Source organism: Oceanospirillum sp. (assembly GCF_982874595.1).
The window spans coordinates 1-17,923 of sequence record NZ_CEYNZH010000036.1; the positions used below are offsets into that span (position 1 = coordinate 1).

Genomic DNA, 17,923 nt, shown 5'->3' on the forward strand with positions numbered 1-17,923 from the left:
GTTAACGGTCATCGGGAGACTTGCTCCGTGACAACGAGGGCGAATTATACGCATATCCGAAGGTAGCACAAGCCCTTTTTGTAAATTAATTACAGATTTTCAAAATCCGCTTATCCGCAAAGCAGAAAGCCCCGATTCTGAAACCAGAACCGGGGCTTTCATCAGCTATATAGAAGAGGTAACAACCTTCTCTATATAAGCAGAACTTTCAGCTATTACAGAATAGCCAGCAGCTCTACTTCAAATACCAGCACGGAGTATGGAGGGATTGCGCCCGCACCACGCTCACCGTATGCCAGGTTCTGAGGAATGGTCAGACGCCATTTAGAACCCACAGGCATCAGCTGCAGTGCTTCAACCCAACCCGCGATTACGCCGTTTACCGGGAATTCAGCTGGCTGATCACGAACAACAGAGCTGTCGAAAACTTCACCGTTGATCAGTTCACCATGATAGTGAACACGTACTTTATCAGTCGCTGCTGGCTTTTCGCCTTCACCGATGGTCAGTACTTCATACTGCAGACCGGATTCAGTAACGGTAACGCCTTCTTTCTTAGCGTTGTCTGCCAGGTAGTTTTCACCGGCTTCAACTGTTTCTTTGTGTGCTTCTTTTTGCTTCTCAGCCAGACGCTGCTGAATCACTTCAAATGCTTCATGCAGTTCCATATCAGTCAGCTGACTTTCTTTACCTTCATAAGCTTCGCGCAAGCCCAGAACAACCTGATCCAGCCCTAAACCTTCGATACCACTACTCGCCAGCTGCTCACCCATTTGGCGACCAATGCCGTAACCTACTTTTGCTTCAACTGTATTCAGTTCGCTCATTTTAAGGCTTACCCTTTGATTTCATTAAAATTCCATTCTAACACCGGTTTATTTTTGTTTCATCCGCCACGCCTTTTATCCTCAAAGCCCAAAACCCCATGAGCAGAGGATTTTTCTGTTTTTATCTTTTTAGCCAGTTTTATAAACCATCAAAGTTTACTTTTACGTAAACGTCTCTTATATTCCGAAGCACATGACACGGCATTCCCGCCTATGAAAAGTCTAAAAATAGCTATATTAGAAACGGGAAGCCTGTTTTGTATGCCTTACCGGGTATCACATACCGGGTACCGCACATCAGGCCACAGGCAGGCGGCTTTTCGCCATAACCAGCCGTCACTGACACAATCGGTACCGCCTGTACTTCTGACACAATCAGATGGCTAACGACAAAAACAATAAAGGGAAGCTTATGGCTACTTCAAAACAGTCCGCAAAGCAGTCCGAGGCTCCGGTGGTTCATAATCCTGTCTTTATCGATGGCAGTGATTTGACGACCCCTACTCTCAAAATCCTTCGTCAGGATGGTTCCACCTACGAAGGCGCAGAACTGCCAGATATCAACAAAGAGCTGGCACTGAAAATCTACGACACCTTTCAGTTTATCCGGGCGCTGGATGAACGTATGATTGCCGCCCAGCGACAGGGCCGCATCAGCTTCTACATGACCCAGATTGGCGAGGAAGCTGCTGATATCGGCAGTACTGCCGCTCTGGCTCAGGATGACATGATCATGGCTCAGTACCGTGAGCAGGGTGCGCTGGCTTTTCGTGGATTCCCCCTTGAACAGTTTATGCACCAGCTGTTCAGCAATGAGAAAGATCTGGGCAAGGGTCGTCAGATGCCGATCCACTACGGATCTAACGAACTGCACTACATGACCATCTCTTCTCCGCTGGGTACTCAGCTGCCACAGGCGGTTGGCTACGCTTACGGCTATAAACTGGAAGAGAAAGACAACTGTGTCATCTGCTATTTCGGTGAAGGCGCTGCATCTGAAGGCGACTTCCACGCCGCGATCAACATGGCCGGTGTCTTTAAAGTACCTGCGATCTTCTTCTGCCGTAACAACGGCTATGCGATCTCCACCCCTTCCAGCGAGCAGTTTGCCGGTGACGGTATTGCCCCCCGTGCTGTGGCCTACGGCCTGAAAGCGATCCGCGTAGACGGCAACGATGTACTGGCGGTTCTGAAAGCCACGCAGGAAGCCCGAAAGCTGGCGGTTGAACACAACCAACCGGTTCTGATCGAAGCGATGACCTATCGCCTTGGCGCACACTCCACCTCTGATGATCCATCCGGCTACCGCAGCAAGAAAGAGGAAGAGAAGTGGCGCGAAAAAGATCCCGTACTGCGCTTTAAACACTGGCTGATTCAAAAGGGCTGGTGGACCGAAGAGCAGGATGCCGAAGTGGCCGATGCCAAGCGCAAAGCCGTTATGGCTGCGATGAAAGAAGCCGAGAAGGTTTCGGCACCGCATATCGACGAACTGATTACTGATGTCTACGACACCCCGCCTAAGCACCTGCAGGAACAGTTGGCTGAACTGAAAGCCCATATCCGCAAATACCCAGATGCTTATCCGAAGACCGCAGGGAGAATAGACCATGAGTAATATGAATCTGCTCCAGGCGATTAACAATGCACTCGATATCGCCATGGAAAAAGACAGCAAGGTGCTGTGTTTTGGTGAAGACGTCGGTCATTTTGGCGGCGTATTCCGTGCCACCAGTCATCTGCAGGACAAATACGGCAAGAGCCGCTGCTTTAATACGCCTCTGACCGAACAGGGCATTATTGGCTTTGCCAACGGTCTTGCTTCCGGCGGCCATAAACCGATCGCCGAGATTCAGTTTGCCGACTATATCTTCCCCGCTTTCGACCAGATCGTGAACGAAGCGGCTAAATTCCGTTATCGCTCCGGTAATGAGTTTAATGTCGGCGGCCTGACCATTCGCTCCCCTTATGGCGGTGGTATTCACGGTGGTCTGTATCACTCCCAGTCACCGGAAGCCTACTTCACCGGCACGCCGGGTCTGAAAGTGGTGATTCCCCGTAACCCGTATCAGGCGAAAGGTCTGTTGCTGGCCTCGATCCGCGACGACAACCCGGTGATCTTCTTTGAGCCAAAACGTCTTTATCGCGCCTCTACCGGCGAAGTACCGGAAGAAGATTACGAACTGCCCCTGGGCAAAGCCGACATCATGCAGGAAGGCACCGACATTACCGTACTCGGCTGGGGTGCCCAGATGGAAGTGCTTGAAAAAGCTGTCGCCATGGCTGCCGAAGATGGTATTTCCTGTGAACTGATCGACCTGCGCACGCTGATGCCGTGGGATGTGGACACCGTGACCCAGTCGGTACAGAAAACCGGTCGTCTGCTGATCAGCCACGAAGCACCGCTGTCCGGTGGTTTTGCCGGTGAGATCGCCGCCAAGATTCAGGAAACCTGTTTCCTCTATCTGGAATCACCGATCGCCCGTGTTACTGGTCTGGATACACCGTTCCCGCTGGCTCACGACAAAGAGTACATGCCGGATCATCTGAAAAACTACGAAGCGATCAAACGCAGCGTGTCATTCTGATAACCGCAGGAGATAAATATGATTCAGGAATTTATTCTGCCGGATATTGGTGAAGGCATCGTTGAGTGTGAACTGGTGGAATGGCTGGTAAAAGAGGGTGACATCATCACCGAGGATCAGCCCGTTGCCGATGTGATGACCGACAAAGCACTGGTTCAGATCCCGGCCATGCACCACGGCAAAGTGGTTAAGCTGCACTATAAACAGGGTGAAATCGCCAAGGTTCACGCCCCTCTGTTTGCGGTTGAAGTAGAAGCCCCTGTTACAGAAAAAACGGCCAATACCGCTGAAGTTGCCAATGACACCGCTGCTGAGCAACCACAAGCAGCATCTGCCCCTGCGACAGGCGGCAAACGCACCAAAGACTTTATCCTGCCGGATATCGGCGAAGGTATTGTTGAGTGCGAGCTGGTGGAATGGCTGGTTAAAGAAGGCGACTGGGTAGAAGAAGACCAGCCCGTGGCCGATGTGATGACCGACAAAGCACTGGTGCAGATCCCTTGTATGGATCATGGCCGCATCAGCAAGCTCTATTATAAGCAGGGTGAAATCGCCAAAGTGCATGCCCCTCTGTTTGAGATCGAGATTGAAGATGACAGCCAGCCAGCAGCACCTGTTGCTGCTGCCGCAAGTGCGGCGACTGAAACCGCTCAGCCAGCGCCACAGGCAAGCGCATCGCCGGTTGCTCAGGGTAAAGCACTGGCCAGCCCTGCGGTTCGTCGTATCGCCCGCGAGCATAATGTCGATATCAGTCGGGTTCAGGGTTCCGGTAAAGATGGCCGTGTACTGAAAGGTGATATTCAGGCTTATGTCGATGGCGGTCATCAGAACTCATCTGAAACAACTTCTGTTGAGGTAGCAAGTCAGCAGAGCGCTCAGCCAGTATCACAGAGCAGCGCAGAAGATCGTGTTGAGCCGATCCGTGGCATTAAAGCCGCGATGGCAAAACAGATGGTCAACTCCGTATCCACCATTCCGCATTTCACCTATGCGGAAGAGTTGGATATTACCGATCTGATCGCCCTGCGGAAGAAACTGAAACCGGGAATGGAAGCCAAGGGCATTAAACTGACCCTGATGCCGTTCTTTATGAAAGCGATGGCGCTGGCGATTCAGGAATATCCTGTGCTGAACAGCCGTGTGAATGATGACTGCACCGAGTTGACCTATCTTGGCAGCGTCAACATTGGTATGGCGGTGGATACACCGATCGGTCTGCTGGTGCCTAACGTGAAGAACGTGCAGAATCTCAGCATTAAAGAGATCGCACTGGAAGTGGCACGTCTGACCGAAGCGGCCCGTGCCGGCCGGGTCAGTCAGGATGATCTGAAAGGCGGCACCATCAGCATCTCCAATATCGGAGCGCTGGGCGGCACCGTTGCCACGCCGATCATCAATAAGCCGGAAGCGGCTATTGTGGCACTGGGCCGTACTCAGTCCCTGCCACGCTTTGATGCCGAAGGCGCGGTCACCGCAAGGGATATTATGCAGGTCAGCTGGTCCGGTGATCACCGTATTATCGACGGTGGCACCATCGCCCGCTTCTGTAATCTCTGGAAGCAATATCTGGAAGATCCCACCAGCATGCTAGTGGATCTGCACTGATCCTGAAAAGGGTCAGTCACTTCAGATAGACGCAAACAGGCACCCGAAGTTATTTCCGGTGCCTGTTTTGCTTTAGTCCTCAATAAAAGAACACTCAAGAGCAAGGCCGCTTATGCCGGATAAACGCAAGAACCGCCAATCAGCCAAGACCGAAAACAGCTTAAGTCACAAGATCGGTCAGGAGACAGGTAAAGAAATCGGCAAAGCCCACAGCAAATCCGAGTACGATTCCCAGCTGCAGCACTTCTATATCAACGAAGAGCAATCGATCTACCTGATGAGCCATCAGGACGCTCAGAAGATCAAAGACTGGGTGGATCTCTGCGAGAGCCAGCTGATTCAGCACGGTTTCAGTCAGATCGAGTTTATCGGCAAGGGCGCTTACGGCTTTGTGTTTGGTGGACTGTCACCAGCTGGTAATCCCTACGTTTTCAAATTCTCCCGCATCAACCTGCCCCAGCATGTTCAGGATCGGCTGGAAGAAGAAGCCTGGATGCAGCAGCAGCTGGATCACGACAATATTCCGGCGGTGATTGAATACACCCGCATCAAAAAACAGTCGGTTCTGATTATGGAACGGGCTAAAGGCATGGATCTGGAGCAGTTCAGCCTGAAATATGGCCCCCTGCCGCCCCGACTAGTGGTAAGTATTGCCGCACAACTACGGGATATTCTCTGGGCAATGCGTACCTTTCAGGAACAAAAGTCGGATGGTCAGGGCAGTATCAAACCCATCGTGCATGGCGATATCAAACCCTCCAATGTGGTGATCGACCCCGAAACCGAAACCGTTAAGCTGATCGACTGGGGTTCCAGCGTGTTTGCGCAACTGGACGCCCAGGGGCAACCGGTGGGTGATACCGGCATCAGCATGATGAGTGCCGACCACCAGCACACCAACGCCAAGCTGGGTGATGTCTACTTTATTGGCGAAGAACAGCTCAACGGCGCACTCTCCTCCCCCCGTTTTGATGAACAGGGCGCTGCGGGAACCCTGTACGCCATCGCCTCCGGCCAGTCCTGCCGTTACGGTCATAAAGCGATACCGGCAACCTCACTGGGACTGCCCATCGAGTTTGCCCGCACCCTGCAAACCCTGCTGGATGATGATCCGAAAAAGCGCCAGCAGGCGGGGGATTACTTTATCCGCGAGATGCCCAAGATGCGGCATCTGGTGTTTGGCGAAGATCAGTGGCCCAACCACAAACCTCTGGTGCCGGTGTGGAGTCACCAGAAAACCGTCGCCATCGATACCGTGGTGTACAACTCCCGCAAAACCTTTCTGCGGGAAGAGCAGCAGGATCACTATCTGGCGGATGTGAACGATGTCGAGCTGGAGAAATACTATAAGAACTTTATGCACGGTATGGGCAAGACCGAACGCGCCTTCCTTGCCAGTATCAGCCGCTTAGGTAAGTATCCGCTGGTGGGCGGTCTGGGGATTCACTGGGATGAAAAAGGCGTGCATATCGATTCCAGCCTCAACCTGTATGAACCTGAGCTGCAACCGGCTTTTACCGCAGCGGTGAATAATATGGTGCATCTGGCACGCTCCATTCATCGGGTGGGGATCTTTAAGTGCTGTATGTTTAATGCCCGTGTCACCCTGCATATGGAGCGGGATAATCCCGACGAGCCCTTTCAGCCCCCTGAAGGGGCAGAGATCCCCTTTGAGGTCACACCCGCACCACCGGTGGATGAACCCAGCCGCCTGCACTCCTACTTTGAAGATGGCGAAGACCCGGAAGAACTGCTGGTGCTGCCCGCCCCTATCCGAAAACAGGTCGAACGCCTGAACCAGATACGCCATACCGGTTGTATTATTTTTGAGAGCCTGCCCAATCACCTCAAACTGCACAGTTATTACGTGCTGCTGGATGAGAGCAAAGAGGAAGAGTTTCGGGATGCCCTGCGGATTATTCTGGAGAATATTCCCCTGATTGATGGCCAGGGGATTTCAGGGTTTATGAAACTCCCCTACAAAAATACGCGCAGCTTTAGTCATCTGGAGTGCCAACCGGATCATTTCTACCCGAGGAATCCGAAAGAGCAGTTGTGATGGGAGCTTGAAAGAAAAAAACCTCTCCGGTTGGAGAGGTTATTTTGGTTCTAACGCACGCTTAAGTTGTGAGCAACGCCACCACTGTACTTAGATCATTGCGCAGTAAACATTAAAGCAGATTGAAACTTGAAGGAGCCATACGTTGAGAATCACTCTTAAATACTTTGTTAACTTGCTAAATGTTCTGATTTTTCATGAATATCCTTTAATCCCTTAATATCAAAATTCTCATAGACAATATCATTTTCATCAAAATATTTTTTTAGCTGGATAATAGACCGTTCAAGATCATCCATACCCTCAACAAGTGGATAGGAGTGAAATGAGTCCTTAGGGTATTGTATGTATTCTTGTGCAACAACAAGTTCGCTTGCACCTATCGTCAGAAGTCCAAAATCAGAAGTCTTACGCTCGAAATTCATTTGGAGAATTTTTTTATATACGCCGTCGTTTTTAGTATTTAACTTTAATGCATACGACTCAACAAGAATGGCACTATTTTTACTTTCCACAGTAACAAAATGAGTGACATGCATTATTCGCTGCTCTCCCAAATCCCACTTAACCATAGAAACTATAGTGCCACTTTCCATCATTACTGAACTAGGATAACCTTCCGACTTAAGCTTTTCGTATATAATATCCTCGTCAAAGCTACAGTACATTTTCTTCATTTCAGATTCTACATTTCTTAATGCAGGCATCATGCTTTCGTCAATTGACTTTGATATATCATGAACTTTAGTAGTCACACCATCAACTGAGCTTTTTACTGTATCGCCAACATCCTTGATATCAGTTAAGTATTTTCGATTTTTCTTACTCTTCAAATACAACCAAATTACTGACAACAAATACAATACCGTTGTTATAACAGAAACAGGAAGCAAATACTCTTTTAAATACATACTAATTACTCACTTCATTAAAAAAAAGAATACCCTTTGTAATAAGACAATATAGGACAGACATCGTCATGATTATTTTATTTGAAAGATAGACAAACTCAAAATCGACATCTGCTGTTGGAGATGTACGAATAGAAAAATACAATAGCAAGGTTAAACCAACAATGACACACGGAAATAATGAAAACATTATTCCACTCACTGGCTTAGAAAAAGAAACATTCCCATCAAAAAAGTAATCTAACGCAATAGATGTGACGATTGCTGATGAAAAAAATAAAAACACACCATCGAGAACTAATTTATTAAAATCCAAATTAAAGGATATAATAGCCTTATCGTAAGCAACCAAAGACCAAACTTGCAATAGACCAAAGACTATTATTAATATAATCCAAGCAAAACTTTTAAGCCCAGCTCTCACTTCCAATCCCTCTTAAAAAAACACAAATGCAAATTTGTTGCATTTTTACTACTCCACTCAATAAGCTTTGTAAGTTAACTTTTTAATCATAGGCATGTGCGCTCTGCCGATCCCAATATACCGCCAAAAATAGAGGAAGGTGTTTAATAAGAAAGGAAAAATCCATTTCTGTTCTGACCGATTCTCTGCCAAGCCCAGCTGCGTTTATTCACTAAGCAGGTATCTTTTTTCCCTGTCTGCTTCCCATAATTCATTGGGTTTGCAGCTTATCTAATTCAGCTACTCCGGTAAACACCCATTAAGTCGGACACTCCCACAATTTACAGGCACAAAAAAGGAGCCGTGATAACTCACGGCTCCTTATGGTGGATCAGACAATGTCTCTGGCCCTTAAGATGACTGGCTTAAACGACTTTGACGCTCCAGCCAGTTAAAAAACACCATGGCTTCAGAAGACAGGTCGGTACCGGATTTACGTACCAGATAAAACGACTCGCTGGCGGGGATGCGCTGTTCAAACAGCTCGACTAAACGGCCATCAGCGAGCATCTCCTCTACCATTGATGAGCGCGCCAGTGCGACTCCCACTCCCAGTTCCGCTAAACGAAGTGATGCCAACAAGGTATCCAGCTGCATTCCGCGGGAAGGATCAACCTGCCCTTCATTGATCATGGATAGCCAGTAACCCCAGCCTTCTTCGTAACCCAGAACATGCAGCAAGGTGGTATTGGCAAGATCCTTAGGGGTTTCGATCCGAATGCGTTCGACCAATTCTGGCGAGCACACAGGAAATAAGGTGTCCCAACTCAGGCGCTGGGAAACATACCCCGGCCATTGGCCATTGCCCCAACGAATTTCAAAGTCATCGTCGGCCTCCGTATCTTTAACCCAAAGGGAGCTGATATAGCGAATATCGATATTGCCATGGAGTTGGTTAAATTCAGCCAGACGCGGTGCAAGCCAATGCACAAAGAAGGATAAGCTACCGCGAATTTTTACCGGTGTTCGCTGCTCGGAGTTAAACAACTCATTGGTGGCCGCTGCTAGGCGGGAGATGGAGTCCTGTACTACCGGCAAGTAAGACATGCCTTCATCTGTCAGCGCCAGCCCACGGGGCAAACGCTTAAATAAGGCCATGCCCAGATGACGTTCTAACAGACGGATTTGCTGGCTCACCGCACCTTGGGTCAAATCCAGCTCTTGCGCGGCCTTGGTAAAGTTCAGGCTGCGCGCGGAGACTTCAAAGGTGCGTAACCAATTTAATGGAGGAAGTGTTTTACCATTCATCTAAGCACCCAACGCGCCGACCCTTGCCAATAGAAAAGCGCTTAGAGTACCTGCCCCAGAAAACGTTGCAAGCGCGGGTGTTCAGAATTAAAGAAACGGTCGGGAGACTCTTCAAGCACAAGCTCCCCTTCTTCCATAAAGACAACGCGATCCGCAACCTCTTTGGCAAAGCCCATTTCATGCGTAACCACCACCATGGTCATGCCATCTTTGGCCAGGCTCTTCATCACATCCAGCACTTCTCCGACCATTTCTGGGTCCAGGGCGCTGGTCGGCTCATCAAACAGTAGGGCTTTTGGTTTCATCGCCAATGAACGGGCAATGGCGACACGCTGTTGCTGCCCGCCGGATAAACGGGACGGATAGCTGTCCATGCGATCATGCAAGCCAACGCGGAACAACAGATCTTTGGCCTCTTGCTCGACGTCTGCTTTATCACGTTTCAGCACTTTCAGCGGTGCCAGCATCACATTACCGAGGGCCGTTTTATGGGGGAACAGGTTAAACGACTGAAACACCATGCCGACTTCTTCACGAAGTTTATTAATGTCGGTGCCCTTGTCTGCCAGATCGATGCCATCAATTTTGATACGGCCCGACGAAATAGTTTCTAACTGGTTCAGGGTACGTAAAAAGGTCGACTTGCCTGAGCCACTTGGGCCTATGATCACCACCACTTCACCGCGATGAATATCCAGCGACACATCTTTTAGCGCATGGCAGCCATTTTCAAAGACCTTGTTAACATCGCGCGCGGCGATTAATAACGGCTCGTATGTTTGTTTAGTCACTGGCTGCTAACCTCTTTTCCAGACGCTGAATGGCCCAGGATAAACCACCGGTCACAACAAGATACAAAGCCGCGACGGCAAACCAGACTTCAAAGGGGGCAAAACTGCCACTGACCACTTCCCGGCCCGCTTTGGTCAGATCCGTAATGGAAATCACCGACACCAGAGACGAATCTTTGATCAGGTTAATAAATTGCCCGGCTAAGGGCGGCAGGGTGCGCTTAATCGCTTGGGGCATCACCACATAAGCCATGGCTTTGGCGTAATTCATGCCCAAAGAGCGCGCGGCTTCCATCTGCCCCGGTGGAACCGACTGGATACCACCACGGACGATTTCTGCCACATAAGCACCGGTAAAGATTGATAAAGCCGCCACCCCTGCGGTAAAACGATCCAGGTCGAATACCGTGCCGATAAAGAAGTAGACAATAAAGATCTGCACCAGTAGCGGTGTACCACGAATGACTTCCACGTAAGTGATGGCTAAATCACGCCACACCTGCCCACGGGCCACACGCATCAGGCCAAACACGACACCCAGTAAAATCGAGAAGATCAGCGACAGAAACGAGATTTTAATGGTCACCCACAAGCCTTCCGCTATCGGTCCAAAACGCCAGCCTTCAATACGGGCGATGGTGTCCCCCTGAAAGATCAAATCCCCATCACGGGCCACCAGAGTGTCATAGTCAGGAACGATTTGCGGGGAACCGCCGTAATCCGGGGTAATGCTTAACTGTCCTGAGACACCAACCACTGCCGTGCCATCCGTTTGCGCGATGATATCCTGCGGCTCCGTGTTGATCACGTAGGGCCACAAACGCTCCCAATGCCAGCTGTAGTTGATTTTCTGTCCTGCGAAATAGACTCCGGCGATAAGGGCCGCCATGATAATGAAATATAAGCCGTGCCCAAGCCAGCGGTTCGATGGTGTTTGCATGATGTCTCTTATATAGAAAAAGAGCCTATCATCGTAGGCTCTTGGTCAGACGGACGGATCGATAGTGCGTTTATTGAATGCTGTCGACCCAGGCATCCGAATTAAACCACTTATCGTAAATGCGGTCGTAAGTGCCGTCTTTCCTGATCTGAACCAGATAGTTGTTCAGGAAGTTCAGGAAGTTCACATCCCCTTGGCGAATCGCCCAGCCAAGCGGCTCGTAGGTGAAAGCGTCATCTAAATGAACCACACCACCCTTGTTCTGTGCCGCATACATCGCATTGTAGGGAAGATCGTAAACGAAAGCGTCCGCTTTACCGTTTTTCACCTGTAACACCGCGTCAGCCGACGTTTCGAACAGATTGAGCTGGGCATTAGGGAAATACTTCTTCGCTGCAATAGCGCCGGTGGTGCCAAGCTGAGAAACCAGACGGTATTTAGGGGCGTTAAGATCACGGAAGTCTTTAATCTCTGCGGCAACAGTTGGGGTGACCAATACCGTTTGGCCCATTTCCAGATAAGTGTCAGCAAACAGCACTTTGAGGTTACGCTCTGGTGTGATGCCCATACCGCCGTTGATGATGTCACATTTGCCCGTTTGCAGCGCAGGAATGATGCCATCCCATGCGGTGTTCACCGGAACAAATTTCACCCCCATCGCACGGGCCATGTGCTTAGACACATCAATATCAAAACCAATAAAGCGGCCATCTTTGGTTTTCATTTCAAAAGGAATGTAGCCCGCTTCAAAGCACACTTTCAGCTCGCCGCTCGACATAATGCTATCGATTGCAGAATCCTTTGCCTGGGCAAGCGCGCTGCCCAGTAGCGAACCTGCCACTACTAAACCCGCAAGCGCCTTTTTGAAACCTGGTTTCATGTTATTCCTCTTTCATCTGTTTGTTATGCGCAACCGCTCCCATCGCTATAGCCCGGATTCGAGTGGATGCATTTTGAAGGGTGGCACAATATACCCAAAATCAGAGAAGAGTAGTATCGACAGGATCAGGGCCTAAGACCCATCTTTTTTAATAGGTAAGGGCTTATTTTTCTAATTTACGACCATTATAGACCTAAAATATTCACTTTGACCTTCTTAAAATAATGAATTCAATTTAATTCCCAGATCAGCCTCGCTAGAATGTGCCGCATCGAAACCTATTGGAAACAACACAATGACAACAATCACCATACTTGATGGCGGCATGGGCCGTGAACTTGAGCGTCGCGGCGCACCATTTAAACAACCGGAATGGTCCGCCTTAGCCATGATGGAAGCGCCGGAAATCGTAAAAGAGGTCCACAAAGCCTTTATCGCTGCAGGCTCTCGTGTAATCACCACCAACAGCTACGCACTGGTACCTTTTCATATTGGTGAAGACGTGTTCCGGCAACGGGCCACTGAGTTAGCAATCGACTCAGCTGACATTGCCCATCAGGCGGTAAAAGAGAGCGGTGAAGACGTCAAAGTAGCAGGCTCACTGGCCCCCTTGTTTGGCTCTTATCGTGCCGACCTGTATCAGGCCGATCGCGCTGAAGAGATTGCGCGCCCCCTGATCACCGCGCTGGCTCCACGGGTCGACCTTTGGCTAAACGAGACCCAGAGTTTATTAGCGGAAACCCTGCTGATGAAAAAGCTGGTGGATGAGCTGGACAGCGAGAAAAAACCCTACTGGGTATCCTTCACCTTAGAAGATGCGGAGCCAACCCCGGAACCTTGCCTGCGCTCGGGCGAAACCGTAGCGGAAGCTGTTAAAGCCATGGCAGAAGCGGGTGTAGACGGGATTTTATTTAACTGCTGTCAGCCTGAAATCATTGCCGATGCCATTGTCGTGACAAAACAGGTGCTGGCAGGGCTTGGTAAAGCGTTAAAAATCGGAGCTTACGCTAACGCCTTCCCTCCTCAGCCCAAAGACGCCACAGCAAACGACGGCCTGGATGTACTTCGCCCTGACCTGACACCGGAATCTTATCTGGTATGGGCAGAGAAATGGTGTGAACTGGGGGCAAGCCTTATCGGCGGTTGTTGCGGTATTGGCCCTGATCACATAAAGGCACTCGCGGCTCGCCTGTAATATTCAGAAGAAACAATAACGCCCCAATCATGCATCGATTGGGGCGTTATGCTTAGTACGCCATACCACTTGGGATTGGCTGCTACCAAAATAAGCAAAAGCTCTGACCCAATTATTTCCGCCCGGCCATTTCTACCCAAGCAATCCGAATGAGCAGCTGCTCGTTACGCCTTGCCTCAGCACCGGACCCAGGCCCTTCCATCTGCAACTTGGCCTGAACTAAAGAGACGCACTTCCACCGCAGGATTTAAACGGCTTAAAAACTCATGAAAATTTTTGGGAAACCCGGTTCCACAGATAGCTAACTTTCCCGTATCCAAGGCGTTAACCAAGACAGACATTGTGTTCCAGTGATCATAGACACCCTTTTCAACGACCAGAACGTTGGGTGAATATCCATAAACCGCCACGCCTTGTTCATTCTTACTGTTGAAAACACTGAGATCATTTTCTGTATACGCCAAATCTGAGTCGATCGTGATTTCACAGAAATAGGGCGAGGCTGATATTTTGTATTTATGCATAATATGAACTCATAATCTGGCTATAGAAAACCAGCCTGCTATGGCACCGAACACACCTCATGCCTGACGTTAAAGTGAGATATCTATTATGCGAGCTTATTTAATCCAACCAGGGTGGTCGGAAGCATACCGTTTGCGAGGCAATGTCCCCATCCTTAATCCAGAATCGATCCCGGCAACCCAGCTTCCAGAGCTTTACACCATAATCAAATAAGTCGGGCTCGAACTCTTCCACGCCCTGAAGACAAGGCCAAAGCAAATAAGCGGCTACCTCATCGCACTTAGTCAGATAGATCGCCCAGTTGTATAAGACCTCATAGTGCTCCTTATTAAAAGGGAAATAATCTATTTTGAATTCTTGCAGTGCCTCGTAAAGAGTACCAAACAGATCGTTATCCGTTGGCGAGGGTATAGACTCGTTTGAAGCAGCCAGCTCTACGGTAAAGCCGGTATCGATAAAGGCCCGAATATCGTCATTATAATCGCCATCTAATATTATGGGGCGAAGCGCTTTTATATGATTTTCTACCAGCTTGAGAAATTGCTCGGAATCAACACCGGGATTCGTTGCGCCAGGGATTCTGTAACCCCATCCTGCAATCGTTTGAGTCTTCTGTTCAACCACAGATAACCTATCGCGAATGATTTCACCTTCAGGAAATAATGACCAGGCCCGTTCTAAATCGTCTTTGTTGAAAATATTATCAAACAAGAAGTAGTGATTAACTTCATCCTCAATATCGATATCATCCGGATTATCACTGTTCCTTTTCAGAATAGCCTCAAGCTCTCTTAATTCTTTATTCATTGTACATCCCTGAATTTATGTAACATCCCACGTTAAGGTATTACTGAAACATTCTCCGAATCTGATAACCGATATAATAATAGGTTTCAGAAAGCAGCATCTTCGTTTTTGACCGATAGCTTTTATATCGGCTTGTTTCTGTTGGCGATGGTGAAACCTTCATCCCAATATCTTCCGCCATCATCATTGAGCGTTTCATATGCAGGGGGTCACTAACAAGCAAGACAGAATCAATCTGGTTTTCAACCATCTTTTGGGATGCAAAGCGCAAATTTTCAAATGTGAACCTTGACTGTTCTTCAACAATGATAGCGTCACTTGAAACACCGTGTTTTATGGCATACTCCTTTGCAACAAGGGCCTCTGATTTAACATCACCCTCCCCAATACCACCGGTAAAAACCAACCTATCCACTTGCTTATCGCGGTATAGCTTTATCGCGTGATTTATTCTTTCCCGAAATACAGGAGATGGTTCCCCATCCCAGACAGCAGCCCCTAATACTATTGCCGCATCAGCTTTTTCACTCGATGCGTTAAACGAGTAGACGTAAATTGATGACATAACATACACCGGATATATCACCATCATGATAAAGAGCATTATCAATGCTTTTCTCATAGCCTGCTTCCGGTACCAAGGTTTTTTATCAGATCGCATTTTATAACGCATGCATTGGTTTACCGGTTTCCGGCCGCATATTTGCTTCCCGGATTAAGATCAAGAACATCACGATCTGGCGCAACTAAAGAGCCTTCATATTGCACTTGCCAGCTCTCACCATTTATACCAGCTATTGTATGGCCATTTTCAAACACGGGATCTTCATTGAAGATGTAATAGGCAATGTTGTATAGCTGATACGACACCTCATTTGGGTCAAGCCCGAAAAAGTGACATTGCACATCATATAACCCCAGGGCTGCCAGACCTAAAGAGTCCATTAAAACCCCCTGATCCCCTGCATTAAAAAATCTTATATTTACAAACCCCAGCAAGGGATCAGAAGAAGTCCTGATCTCTTCTGCATCGACAATCTGCTGTGTTCGTTTATTCGCAATACCAATACAGTTTGAGTGTTTGACAAACGCCCTTATGGCGCTGGAAAGAATATGCTGCCGCTCTTTTGGGTTCAAACCAGAAGACATGATATCCGTTAAGAGCACTTTGTATTTTGTAGAACTAACAATTTCAGAAGCATTTGGGGTTTGCCAGCTTTGCTGGACTTCTTTCTCCAACAGATCCTCATCTTTCTCAGGGTCCGCATATAAAAGTATCAGTTGCCCCGGAACACGCTGCTCTTCTGAATAAGTGACCTGATGATCCAGCAGAAAAAACGTGTTTTGCCCCCCGCTTTCCCTATGCTCAATGTCACCAATCACTTCTTTAAGTTCGGCTACTGCTGCTGTTACATCAATATCCGGCGTACCGGAAAAAAGGAGTTCAACACCGTATGTTCTTGCGAATCCATCGTCAGTATCTGGCATATTTTCTCCTTAAGTTAGCCATCCAGGTTTACGGAAACCACCGCGCTTCCATCCTGTGAAAAACCAATAACCCGATACCATCCGGAGCGAGGCTTTTCATAACCCTCAGCAAAGCCGCATTGGTGGATGCTTCACGTGCACTCCCGGAGATAGCTAGTATTTTCATCTTGTCCTCTTCTTGACCTAACGCCCACATAAACAGTGAAAAGCAGTTGGCTATAATTTAGTCAGTGGTCATCGATTTGGACTATTACCTGCCGCAATACAAAACGGCCTAGTCTCCATCAATAACTCAAGTGTTCATATTCACCAACACTTGCGTACACGTCATGGCCCGATGCCATTTTTCAATCCTTCGATACGTTTAAAATCCTAATATCCGGTGAGGAACACCCGATACAGAAATAAAAAAGGCTGTATCAGACAGCCTTTTCAGCGATGCCCTGTTTAGGGCTTGCATTTGTAGATATCAAACACAACCTTGCCATCACGCAGCGGCTCAGCCTGTACAAGCGTATCGCCACCCATCTCTACCGCCTGGTTTTTCCCCAGAGTCACCAGCTCTTCACTGACAGCGTCCTGATTACGGGTTAAACCTGCGACCTGATTTTTAACATGAGAGGTGGTGTAACCCAGTTTCTTACAGGAAGAGACATCTTTTAATGTCAGCAGCTCAACCTGATCGCTGCCTTCAACCGGTTTAACCCAAGTACAGCCTGATACCAAAGCCGCTGCACAGGTCAACACTAAAGCCTGAGTTTTAAAAGTGGTTATGCGCACGTTTTCTATCCTTGGCAACCTACCGGGTTGCAGTGTTATTAGTAGGTAATTCAATCATCTACAAAGCTCTGCTTTGCCTGTTAACGATTAAGTTAACGTTTACAGCGCCGGATTTGAATATGTATTTCGGACACAACGCCTGCCACAGGCCGCTTTTTTTACCCTTTTTAAGGTTTGATTAATTTTCTGAAGCTATCCTGCACAACTTAATGAAACTTTACCTTAGTAATCTGGACTAACCAGACTGGCTTATGGTTATATAAGAACAATCTTATTCATAGACTTTAGATGCTTGATTAGCTGGAGAAATGCAAATGAGTGCAATGGGACTAAAAAAATCTCTGATCGCCGTGTCCATGGCTTCTGCCCTGTTCCTGGGTGCAACAGACGTAATGGCCGGAAACCAAGGAAAAGGAAAGGAAGCAGGTCAGTGCGGCAAAACTGAGCTGGCGGAGCAGATGAAAGAGATGAAAGATCATCTGAAAGCCTACAAAAAAGCCGCTAAGTCTGAAGACTGGGCAGCAATGGCTGAGAACCGTGAAGCTCTGCTGGAGCTGACCATCAGCGCCAAAGAAGAGATGCCGTTTAAAGCACAGGGCAAACCTGAGCAGGCCCAGCAAAAAATGCAGGGTAACTACAAGAAAGGCATGGGTCAGCTGGAAGATCTGCTGGCTCAGCTGGAAGCCGCTGAAAATGCAAAAGATGCAGATCAGGTGATGGATGTGATGCAGCAGATCGGCAAACAGAGCAAAAAAGGTCACCGCGCGTTCAAGCAGAAGTGTGACGACGAATAAGCACGTTAACGCACGCGCTGTTTCA

At 48.5% G+C, this 17,923-nt stretch carries 18 protein-coding genes; 6 read left to right on the top strand and 12 right to left on the bottom strand.

Annotated features, from left to right (window positions below; translation table 11 throughout):
• Positions 1-215: 215 nt before the first annotated feature.
• Positions 216-827: a BamJ family beta-barrel-assembly machinery protein gene (bamJ, locus tag AC4GL5_RS13380; protein ID WP_490383296.1), complete on the bottom strand. Its 612-nt coding sequence runs from the start codon at positions 825-827 to the stop codon at positions 216-218.
• 412 nt (positions 828-1,239) lie between these two features.
• Here bamJ and AC4GL5_RS13385 point away from each other — a divergent pair, with 412 nt between their 5' ends.
• The 4 genes from AC4GL5_RS13385 to AC4GL5_RS13400 all read left to right on the top strand — a co-directional run bounded on the left by AC4GL5_RS13385 (position 1,240) and on the right by AC4GL5_RS13400 (position 7,076).
• Positions 1,240-2,442, top strand: a complete 1,203-nt coding sequence (locus AC4GL5_RS13385) for a thiamine pyrophosphate-dependent dehydrogenase E1 component subunit alpha (protein ID WP_490383297.1) — start codon at positions 1,240-1,242, stop codon at positions 2,440-2,442.
• Positions 2,435-3,412: an alpha-ketoacid dehydrogenase subunit beta gene (locus AC4GL5_RS13390; protein ID WP_490383298.1), complete on the top strand. Its 978-nt coding sequence runs from the start codon at positions 2,435-2,437 to the stop codon at positions 3,410-3,412. Before AC4GL5_RS13385 ends, AC4GL5_RS13390 begins: the two co-directional genes overlap by 8 nt.
• A gap of 18 nt (positions 3,413-3,430) precedes the next feature.
• Positions 3,431-5,017, top strand: a complete 1,587-nt coding sequence (locus tag AC4GL5_RS13395; RefSeq protein ID WP_490383299.1) for a dihydrolipoyllysine-residue acetyltransferase — start codon at positions 3,431-3,433, stop codon at positions 5,015-5,017.
• 277 nt (positions 5,018-5,294) lie between these two features.
• The gene (locus tag AC4GL5_RS13400; protein WP_490383326.1) at positions 5,295-7,076 is read left to right on the top strand and encodes a protein kinase domain-containing protein; all 1,782 of its coding nucleotides are present in this window, start codon (positions 5,295-5,297) and stop codon (positions 7,074-7,076) included.
• Positions 7,077-7,246: 170 nt separating this feature from the next.
• On the opposite strand, the gene AC4GL5_RS13405 is transcribed toward AC4GL5_RS13400, so the two are convergent.
• The 6 genes from AC4GL5_RS13405 to AC4GL5_RS13430 form a co-directional block, all read right to left on the bottom strand.
• Entirely contained in the window at positions 7,247-7,987 is a 741-nt protein-coding gene (locus AC4GL5_RS13405; protein ID WP_490383300.1) for a hypothetical protein, read from the bottom strand.
• Between the two features lies 1 nt (position 7,988).
• Positions 7,989-8,411, bottom strand: coding sequence for a hypothetical protein (locus AC4GL5_RS13410; protein WP_490383301.1), 423 nt, complete (start codon positions 8,409-8,411; stop codon positions 7,989-7,991).
• A 390-nt stretch (positions 8,412-8,801) separates the two neighbouring features.
• A complete protein-coding gene (locus tag AC4GL5_RS13415; protein WP_490383302.1) occupies positions 8,802-9,698 on the bottom strand; it encodes a LysR substrate-binding domain-containing protein in 897 nt (298 codons plus the stop codon).
• Between the two features lie 41 nt (positions 9,699-9,739).
• Entirely contained in the window at positions 9,740-10,489 is a 750-nt protein-coding gene (locus AC4GL5_RS13420) for an amino acid ABC transporter ATP-binding protein (RefSeq protein ID WP_490383303.1), read from the bottom strand.
• Complete coding sequence (locus AC4GL5_RS13425) at positions 10,482-11,429, bottom strand: amino acid ABC transporter permease (protein WP_490383304.1); 948 nt, start codon at positions 11,427-11,429, stop codon at positions 10,482-10,484. Before AC4GL5_RS13425 ends, AC4GL5_RS13420 begins: the two co-directional genes overlap by 8 nt.
• Before the next feature lie 70 nt (positions 11,430-11,499).
• A complete protein-coding gene (locus AC4GL5_RS13430) occupies positions 11,500-12,309 on the bottom strand; it encodes a transporter substrate-binding domain-containing protein (protein WP_490383305.1) in 810 nt (269 codons plus the stop codon).
• A gap of 295 nt (positions 12,310-12,604) precedes the next feature.
• Here AC4GL5_RS13430 and AC4GL5_RS13435 point away from each other — a divergent pair, with 295 nt between their 5' ends.
• On the top strand, positions 12,605-13,504 hold the full coding sequence (locus AC4GL5_RS13435; RefSeq protein ID WP_490383306.1) for a homocysteine S-methyltransferase family protein: 900 nt from the start codon (positions 12,605-12,607) through the stop codon (positions 13,502-13,504).
• A gap of 176 nt (positions 13,505-13,680) precedes the next feature.
• Here the strand turns inward: AC4GL5_RS13435 and AC4GL5_RS13440 are convergent, their stop codons facing one another.
• The 5 genes from AC4GL5_RS13440 to AC4GL5_RS13460 form a co-directional block, all read right to left on the bottom strand.
• Positions 13,681-14,028: a hypothetical protein gene (locus AC4GL5_RS13440; protein WP_490383307.1), complete on the bottom strand. Its 348-nt coding sequence runs from the start codon at positions 14,026-14,028 to the stop codon at positions 13,681-13,683.
• Positions 14,029-14,128: 100 nt separating this feature from the next.
• Complete coding sequence (locus AC4GL5_RS13445; RefSeq protein ID WP_490383308.1) at positions 14,129-14,836, bottom strand: hypothetical protein; 708 nt, start codon at positions 14,834-14,836, stop codon at positions 14,129-14,131.
• A gap of 40 nt (positions 14,837-14,876) precedes the next feature.
• A complete protein-coding gene (locus tag AC4GL5_RS13450) occupies positions 14,877-15,458 on the bottom strand; it encodes a YdcF family protein (RefSeq protein WP_490383309.1) in 582 nt (193 codons plus the stop codon).
• A 59-nt stretch (positions 15,459-15,517) separates the two neighbouring features.
• Complete coding sequence (locus AC4GL5_RS13455; RefSeq protein WP_490383310.1) at positions 15,518-16,324, bottom strand: DUF4261 domain-containing protein; 807 nt, start codon at positions 16,322-16,324, stop codon at positions 15,518-15,520.
• Positions 16,325-16,771: 447 nt separating this feature from the next.
• Complete coding sequence (locus AC4GL5_RS13460) at positions 16,772-17,104, bottom strand: DUF4156 domain-containing protein (protein ID WP_490383311.1); 333 nt, start codon at positions 17,102-17,104, stop codon at positions 16,772-16,774.
• A gap of 314 nt (positions 17,105-17,418) precedes the next feature.
• Between AC4GL5_RS13460 and AC4GL5_RS13465 the strand changes: the two genes are divergently transcribed.
• Positions 17,419-17,898, top strand: a complete 480-nt coding sequence (locus AC4GL5_RS13465; RefSeq protein ID WP_490383312.1) for a cytochrome b562 — start codon at positions 17,419-17,421, stop codon at positions 17,896-17,898.
• Positions 17,899-17,923: the final 25 nt, after the last annotated feature.

Excerpts from the sequence above, each read along its gene's own strand:
- AC4GL5_RS13415 (WP_490383302.1), bottom strand. The coding sequence starts at position 9,698 with ATGAATGGTAAAACACTTCCTCCATTAAATTGGTTACGCACCTTTGAA.
- AC4GL5_RS13455 (WP_490383310.1), bottom strand. The coding sequence starts at position 16,324 with ATGCCAGATACTGACGATGGATTCGCAAGAACATACGGTGTTGAACTC.
- AC4GL5_RS13395 (WP_490383299.1), top strand. The coding sequence starts at position 3,431 with ATGATTCAGGAATTTATTCTGCCGGATATTGGTGAAGGCATCGTTGAG.
- AC4GL5_RS13445 (WP_490383308.1), bottom strand. The coding sequence starts at position 14,836 with ATGAATAAAGAATTAAGAGAGCTTGAGGCTATTCTGAAAAGGAACAGT.
- AC4GL5_RS13435 (WP_490383306.1), top strand. The coding sequence starts at position 12,605 with ATGACAACAATCACCATACTTGATGGCGGCATGGGCCGTGAACTTGAG.
- AC4GL5_RS13450 (WP_490383309.1), bottom strand. The coding sequence starts at position 15,458 with ATGAGAAAAGCATTGATAATGCTCTTTATCATGATGGTGATATATCCG.
- bamJ (WP_490383296.1), bottom strand. The coding sequence starts at position 827 with ATGAGCGAACTGAATACAGTTGAAGCAAAAGTAGGTTACGGCATTGGT.
- AC4GL5_RS13465 (WP_490383312.1), top strand. The coding sequence starts at position 17,419 with ATGAGTGCAATGGGACTAAAAAAATCTCTGATCGCCGTGTCCATGGCT.
- AC4GL5_RS13440 (WP_490383307.1), bottom strand. The coding sequence starts at position 14,028 with ATGCATAAATACAAAATATCAGCCTCGCCCTATTTCTGTGAAATCACG.
- AC4GL5_RS13400 (WP_490383326.1), top strand. The coding sequence starts at position 5,295 with ATGAGCCATCAGGACGCTCAGAAGATCAAAGACTGGGTGGATCTCTGC.
- AC4GL5_RS13390 (WP_490383298.1), top strand. The coding sequence starts at position 2,435 with ATGAGTAATATGAATCTGCTCCAGGCGATTAACAATGCACTCGATATC.
- AC4GL5_RS13405 (WP_490383300.1), bottom strand. The coding sequence starts at position 7,987 with ATGTATTTAAAAGAGTATTTGCTTCCTGTTTCTGTTATAACAACGGTA.
- AC4GL5_RS13430 (WP_490383305.1), bottom strand. The coding sequence starts at position 12,309 with ATGAAACCAGGTTTCAAAAAGGCGCTTGCGGGTTTAGTAGTGGCAGGT.
- AC4GL5_RS13385 (WP_490383297.1), top strand. The coding sequence starts at position 1,240 with ATGGCTACTTCAAAACAGTCCGCAAAGCAGTCCGAGGCTCCGGTGGTT.
- AC4GL5_RS13425 (WP_490383304.1), bottom strand. The coding sequence starts at position 11,429 with ATGCAAACACCATCGAACCGCTGGCTTGGGCACGGCTTATATTTCATT.